The sequence below is a fragment of the Bartonella sp. AP280QHHD genome (genome assembly GCF_042196125.1).
In the GTDB taxonomy this organism is placed as follows: domain Bacteria; phylum Pseudomonadota; class Alphaproteobacteria; order Rhizobiales; family Rhizobiaceae; genus Bartonella.
Window position 1 is genome coordinate 1 of sequence record NZ_JBHIPQ010000002.1, and the last position, 7,486, is coordinate 7,486.

Annotated in this window: 2 protein-coding genes; both read left to right on the top strand. The window is 38.7% G+C overall.

The annotated features are described in order from the left end of the window. Positions 1 to 394 (top strand): autotransporter outer membrane beta-barrel domain-containing protein (locus tag ACFIMK_RS00015; RefSeq protein ID WP_375685108.1); only part of this gene is annotated, 394 nt, incomplete at its 5' end. Between the two features lie 618 nt (positions 395 to 1,012). Then, positions 1,013 to 6,343, top strand: coding sequence for an autotransporter outer membrane beta-barrel domain-containing protein (locus ACFIMK_RS00020; RefSeq protein ID WP_375693489.1), 5,331 nt, complete (start codon positions 1,013 to 1,015; stop codon positions 6,341 to 6,343). Positions 6,344 to 7,486: the final 1,143 nt, after the last annotated feature.

Below are 7,486 nucleotides of genomic sequence, written 5' to 3' on the forward strand. Positions count from 1 at the left end.
TGAGCCACAAGCACAAATTGCCTATCAACATTTGATGTTTAATACCATTGAAGATGCTGATAATTTTACCGTTGATATGAACAATCCTTCTCAATGGTTGATCCGTGTTGGTGGACGTTTGACAAAAACCATTATGACCACTGAAAATGGTCCTGCCATTTCCTTCTATGGAAAAGCAAACTTGATCAAAACCTTTGGTGATAATGGTACCATCCAGATTGGCAGAGATTTTGACCTTGATCCCATGGGACCTGCAATTGAAGGCGGCGTTGGCATCAATGCGCAACTGTCTCACAATTTCTCCCTTCATGGTGATGTAAGTTATCAACAAAAGCTTCAGAAAACTGGTATAAGTGGTGCAAGCTTTTCAGGTGGCATGCGCTACCAGTTTTAAATCAAGGCTGTAAAAATAGCCTATTCATTCTATTCAATTTAACAAAAAGGGCAGCACAGTATGCTGCCTTTTTATCTCTCCCCTATTCTTTTCTACCAATACACACCGCCAACATTTTTCTTTAAGAAAATTAGTTAAAAAACTCAAGACAATAAAATATCGCGCTTTTAACTAGTAAAAATATCCCTTGAAAAAAACTAAAAGTCGATTGAAAAATCAATGAGCGCTATTTTATCGTAACCGTGTTAAAGAAAAACATGAAAGCTATGGTATCATCTTTGGTTTCATGATGTTGGAAGAGATCCCTATCAGGCTCAAGTATACAGTTTTTTGAAATTTTCTTGCCTATTTCTTTTCTTTAAGCATAAGCAACAAGTTTTATGCAAACATAACACATATCTTGAATAGAAAAACTTATAATATTAACATAATGTATTCATTTAATACTAAATGAATTTAAATATAATACATTATATGCTAAATGTATAAGTTAATTTATACTTTACACAAAAATAAAAATATCCTATTCACGTTCCATCTCTAAAATATCCATCCATTTGATATCCTTCTTATAAGCGGGGGAAGAGTGTGTGGCTCTTATAAGTTAGGAAAATCTTGATGTGTAAAAAATCCCTTTTATGCTGCACAGCTGTCATAGCTGTCATGCTATTCAACACCCATCTCAATGTATATGCTGAAACTCTTGAAGTTTCCGGCGAGAAAAAAGAAGTATCTAACACAACGTATGAGATTATTAATGCGAAAGACAACGGGAAAATCACCGGCACACATTTAACTGTGGTTGGGAATAAAGACACGGATATTTATGCTGTAACAGCTGACGGTCTTGGCAGTGCGATTACATTACTGCAAGACACAGCCATTAAAGGAACTGATTTTGACATTCGTCTTGGTCTTAATGCAAAAGATGGTGCTACAATCAAAATGACTGGAGGCATTATTACGATTTCTGAAATTGGCGCTTTCTTCGAAAACAGTATGAATGATAAAAATAAGCTGGAAGGTGTAACAATATCAAGCGGTAAAGATGGCCACTTCATGGACAAGGGAATAAATGCCGACAACAAAAGCAAAGTTACTTTAGAAAACGTAACAGTTACGCAAGCAAACACCAGTATATTTGCAAATGATCATTCTGAAGTAACGATTTTAGGAGGAGAATTTGATGGAGAACTCAAAGGAATATCTGCTACGGAAGGCAGCGCTATTACTTTAACCTATAGTGAATTAGCCGATAATAAAAAAGGCAGTGTTCAAGTTACATCATCTCATGGTGACGGACTCTATGCAAATGGTGCACAATCCACAATCACAATGATAGGAGGATCAGTCACTGGAGAAAATACAGCATTACTTGCAGAAAATGGCGGACATATTGACGTCACAGATGTTACTTTAAAAAAAGATGGCACCGGAATCGGTGCAATAGCTAATGATGTTGACAGCACAATTGAACTACACGGAAATACGGTAATTAATGACGCTGTAATTGGGCTTTATGCAACAAACGGTAGCACAATCACAATGACTGGAGGAACCATTACGGCTTTTGAAACTGGTGCGTTCTTCAATGAGAGTAAAAGCGATAAAAACAAATTAGAAAATGTAACCATTACTTATGCAAATACCAGCATAAGTGATCAAGACAAGCTAGAAAGTGTGAAAACATCGGACAATGAATTAGACCCTGGATGGGAAAGTGAATTAGAAAATGAAAAAGAAGAGTTTTTATACACAGGAATAACGGCCTTTGCCGGAAGTCATCTCACTTTAGAAAATGTAACCATTACGCAAGCAGACACCAGCATATCGGCAGAAGATGGTTCACAAGTAACGATATTAGGAGGAGCATTTGATGGAGAACACACAGGGCTATACGTAATGAACGGCAGCTTCATTACTTTAGCCAATAGTAAAGAAGGCAGCGTTCAAGTTACATCATCTGATGGTGATGGACTCTATGCAGACGGTTTATTCTCTACAATCATAATGATGGGAGGGACAGTGACTGCGGGAAATAGAGCATTATTTGCACAAAAAGGTGGATATATTAAGGTCACAGATGTTGCTCTAACAACGATGGACGGAAACGGATACGGGGCAGCTTCCACCGATCCTTACAGCTTTATTGAATTGGATGGAGAGACAACGATTACTAATGCTATAAATGGACTTGATGCGGAAAACAGTGGTGTCATCATAATGACGGGAGGAGCTGTAACTGCAAAAAGCGCAGCATTGTTTACCATGAACGGTGGATATATTAAGATCACAGATGTTGCTCTAACAACGATGGACGGAAACGGATACGGTGCAGCTTCCACCGATCCTGAAAGCTTAATTGAATTGGATGGGAAGACAACAATTAATAATGCTCTCATCGGACTTTATACAGAAAATAGTGGCACTATCTCAATGGCGGGTGGAACTGTAACTGGGAAAAGCGCGGCAGTACTTACAAAAAGCGGTGGACATATTAAGGTCACAGATGTTGCTCTAACAACAATGGATGGCAACGGATACGGTGCAGCTACCAGCGATCCTAACAGCTTGATTGAATTGCATGGAAAGACAACAATTAATAATGCTTTCATCGGACTTTATACAGAAAATAGTGGTACTATCACAATGGCGGATGGAACTGTAACCGCAACAAACATGGCACTGTTTGCAGCAAACGGTGGACATATTAAGGTCACAGATGTTGCTCTAACAACAATGGATGGCAACGGATACGGTGCAGCTACCACTGATCCTGACAGCTTGATTGAATTATATGGAAAGACAATAATTGATAATGCTTTCATCGGGCTTAATACAGAAAATAGTGGTACTATCACAATGGCGGGTGGAACTGTAACCGCAACAAACATGGCATTGCTTGCAAAAAGCGGAGGACATATTAAGCTCACAGATGTTGCTCTAACAACGATGTATGGCAACGGATACGGAGCAGCTACCTCCGATCCTGAAAGCTTGATTGAATTGCATGGAAAGACAACGATTAATAATGCTTTCATCGGACTTTATACAGAAAATAGTGGTACTATCACAATGGCAGATGGAACTGTAACCGCAACAAACATGGCATTGCTTGCAAAAAGCGGGGGACATATTAAGCTCACAGATGTTGCTCTAACAACGATGTATGGTAACGGATACGGAGCAGCTACCTCCGATCCTGAAAGCTTGATTGAATTGCATGGAAAGACAACGATTAATAATGCTTTCATCGGGCTCAATGCAGAAAACAGTGGTGCAATCACAATGACGGGAGGAACTGTAACCGCTGCAAACATGGCATTGCNGCTCAATGCAGAAAACAGTGGTGCAATCACAATGACGGGAGGAACTGTAACCGCTGCAAACATGGCATTGCTTGCAAAAAGCGGTGGGCATATTAAAGTCACAGATGTTGCTCTAACAACAATAAATGGTAACTATGGCGCAGCTACCACCGATCCTGATAGCTTGATCGAATTACATGGAAAGACAACAATTAATAATGCTTTCATCGGGCTTAATGCAGAAAATAGTGGTGCAATCACAATGACGGGAGGAACTGTAACCGCTGCAAACATGGCAGTGTTTGCAAAAAACGGTGGGCATATTAAGGTCACAGATGTTGCTCTAACAACGATGTATGGTAACGGATACGGTGCAGCTACCACCGATCCTAATAGCTTGATTGAATTGTATGGGAAGACAACTATTGATAATGCTGTAACCGGACTTGATGCAGAAAATAGTGGCACAATCATAATGACTGGGGGAACAGTAACTGCGACAACCATGGCATTGTTCGCAATGAATGGTGGACATATTAAGGTCACAGACGTTGCTCTAACAACAATGGATGGCAACGGATACGGTGCAGCTGCCAGTAATCCTTACAGCTTAATTGAATTGCATGGAAATACAGCGATTAGCAATACTTTCATCGGACTTTATGCAGAAAACGGTGGCACAATTAAAATGAATGGAGGGACCGTAGCAGCAAAAGGATCAGCATTTGTTGTAAAAAATAGCGGATATATTGATGTAACAAATGTTTCTGCAACAGCAGAAAACAGTGGCATAATATTTGATAAATCCGAGGACGATAACGCCTTAGAAATCAACTTGACAAATACAAAGATTCGCACTGAAAATAGTATTGGAATTAACGCAGACCAATCAATCGGTATAGCCAATCTCAAAAATTCAGAAATCAGTGCCGATATTTTATTAGCAGCAAAAGCTTCAACTAAAGAAAGTAATTTTGCTTTTACATTAAATGCTAATCACTCGGTATTAAAGGGAAGAGCAAAAATTGCAGAAAACAGAACCGTACGCTTTGATTTGACAAACAAGACAACATGGATATTGAAAACCAGTACAAAAGAAACCGATGATGACGAAAAACTGCTTGCTATTGCTCAAAGGTCACGTTCTGATATTTCTGTGCTCAATCTTAATGATAGTTCTATTGTTTTTAATGGACCGGTAGAAGATCATTATCATACATTGCATGTAGGATCTGGAATACCAACCACTCTAGCAGTCTATAATGCCTTTGGTGAGGCAGAAATTCATTTCAACGCTATATGGAGTGATGGTGTTGCAATAGATGCACAAAAAACCGATAGGCTTCTCATTCACGGTGATGTAGCAGGCACCACAACAGTTTATGTCAAAAGTGTTTCAGGGGATAAAGAGAGCGTAGAGAATGCTTCTACTCCTTCAAATATAGGTGGACTTTCACTTATTCAAGTTTCTGGAGAAGCAAAAGAAGACTCCTTTAAATTGAAAAATGGCTATACCACCATAGGAGGAACTCCTTATAAATATACGCTAACTGCCTATGGACCAGTCTCAAGCTATGGCAAAGCCAATGCTAACCAAAACTTATTCGATGAAAAGGATAAAGATTTCTGGGATTTCCGTTTGCAGCCTGAATTTTTTGACACCGATTCAAAAGTAAGAGCAGTTGTACCACAAATGGCAAGCTATTTGGTTATGCCAAATGCCCTCTTTTATACTGGATTGGCCGATATGGCCAAGCAAAATGCACTTTTAGCCAATATGAGAACAACAGTCTTGGGAGAGCAGAAAAATCTAAAAAACAGTTTTTTCCTCTCTACCTATGGGGGTACAGGAACCTTATCCTCGAAACGCGGTCCCCTTAAATATGGTTATGGTGCTGATATTCGCTACGCCGCTATACAAGGTGGGGTTGCATTGACTACGTTAGAAGGGCACAGCACTACTACACATCTTGGTCTTTTAGGCACCTATGGGCGGCTGTCTTTCACTCCAAAAGAGATGCAGGATGCAAGTAAAAGCACTTTAGATAAATGGTCTCTCACTGCCTATAGTAGCGTACAGCATGACAGTGGTTTCTATATGGATACACTTTTATCCTATGGAATAATAAAGAGCGATATCACCAATGCTATCATTGGTAAAACCGCGAAATTGAACAATGTAAAAATGTTGAGTATTTCCACCACCGTTGGCAAACAATTTTCTACCGGAATGGAAGGTTTAACCTTCGAGCCCCAAATACAACTTGCTTATCAACATTTGATGTTTGATACCATTGAAGATGCTGATAATTTAAAAATTGATATGAAAAATCCTTCTCAATGGTTGATCCGTGTTGGTGGACGTTTAACCAAAACCATTATGACCACTGAAAATGGTCCTGCCATTTCCTTCTATGGAAAAGCAAACTTGATCAAAACCTTTGGTGATGATGGTACCATCCAGATTGGCAGAGATTTTGACCTTGATCCCATAGGAACAGCAATTGAGGGCGGCGTTGGCATCAATGCACAACTGTCTCACAATTTCTCTCTTTACGGTGATGTAAGCTATCGACAAAAGCTTCAGAAAACTGGTATAAGTGGTGCAAGCTTTTCAGGTGGCATACGCTATCAGTTTTAAGGAAAGTCTGTAAATAGCCTATTCATTCTATTCAATTTAACAAAAAAGGCAGTATACATACTGCCTTTTTAATCTATGTAAGCTACTATTCTTATCCCCTGAAACTTTTTTCTTTTCTCCTCAATGATCTCCTTCCCTCCTATTTACACGAGTCACGCGGCATATTCATTATCGAATTTGTCTATAAAGCTAAGCAAAGTGTATTTTTAGATAATAAAAAGAAGACTACATTGGAAAAGATAATGATAAAAGAAACTCTCTCTTCATACCTTTTCTATGTTTATCCTCCTGTTTCTTCAATCCATTAGCTTAACACCACCCTGTAAGGATTCATTTATATGTCCATGTACCGTTTTTAGGCAAACCATTTTGACAATGCTTATCCCTCTAATTCCATACAGTATATTGATTTATAAAGATAATTCTTTGTTTTCCATGTTGAATGAGAGTCCCTAATATCGTAGGATTCTCTCATTTCAAACTTGTTTTATGTTGAAACAATTAAAAATTTTCTTGCACGTTACAAGCAGGGCTGGCGTGTGGAGAAAAGTTATATAAGAAAAGCCTGAGAAGTCCTCTCATGAACTGTCTCAAGAACCAAGGGCTTGTCACAAACATTGGGAGCTAGCAAAGTGCGATGGGCTTGCTCCTTCGTAAGCGTAAAGATGATGGAACTCTATGGCTTTAGCGTTATAGCATTCATGAACACCATCGCGAAATGGGCTGTGCTTCCTTAGAAAAATGGACTTTGGTACCCTTAGCCTCTTTAAAGAAAGCCTGTGAATAGCCCCCTCATCTCTTCTTCTTATAGCAGAAAAAATTTGCTGATCGTTTTGGTGAGTGCATCAAATAATACATCTCAACGCTATAGAGCTTTTTATAACGATTATCTTTAATAGACAATTTTTAAATATCATACTTCATAGTGCTTTTAGCATAAGCTTAACCAAGCTAGGTTTTATGAAATCCACTTTTCTCAACTTTTTATGATCATGAAAAAAAGTTTTTCTGAAGCAAAACTTCAAATCATAGAGAACATCATCGATATAATTCGTTTTGTTATTTACAATAAAAACATAATGATATAGAAACTGTCTGGGTACTTGCGCCATCAGGGGAATGAAGTAAGCATCAAAGCATACC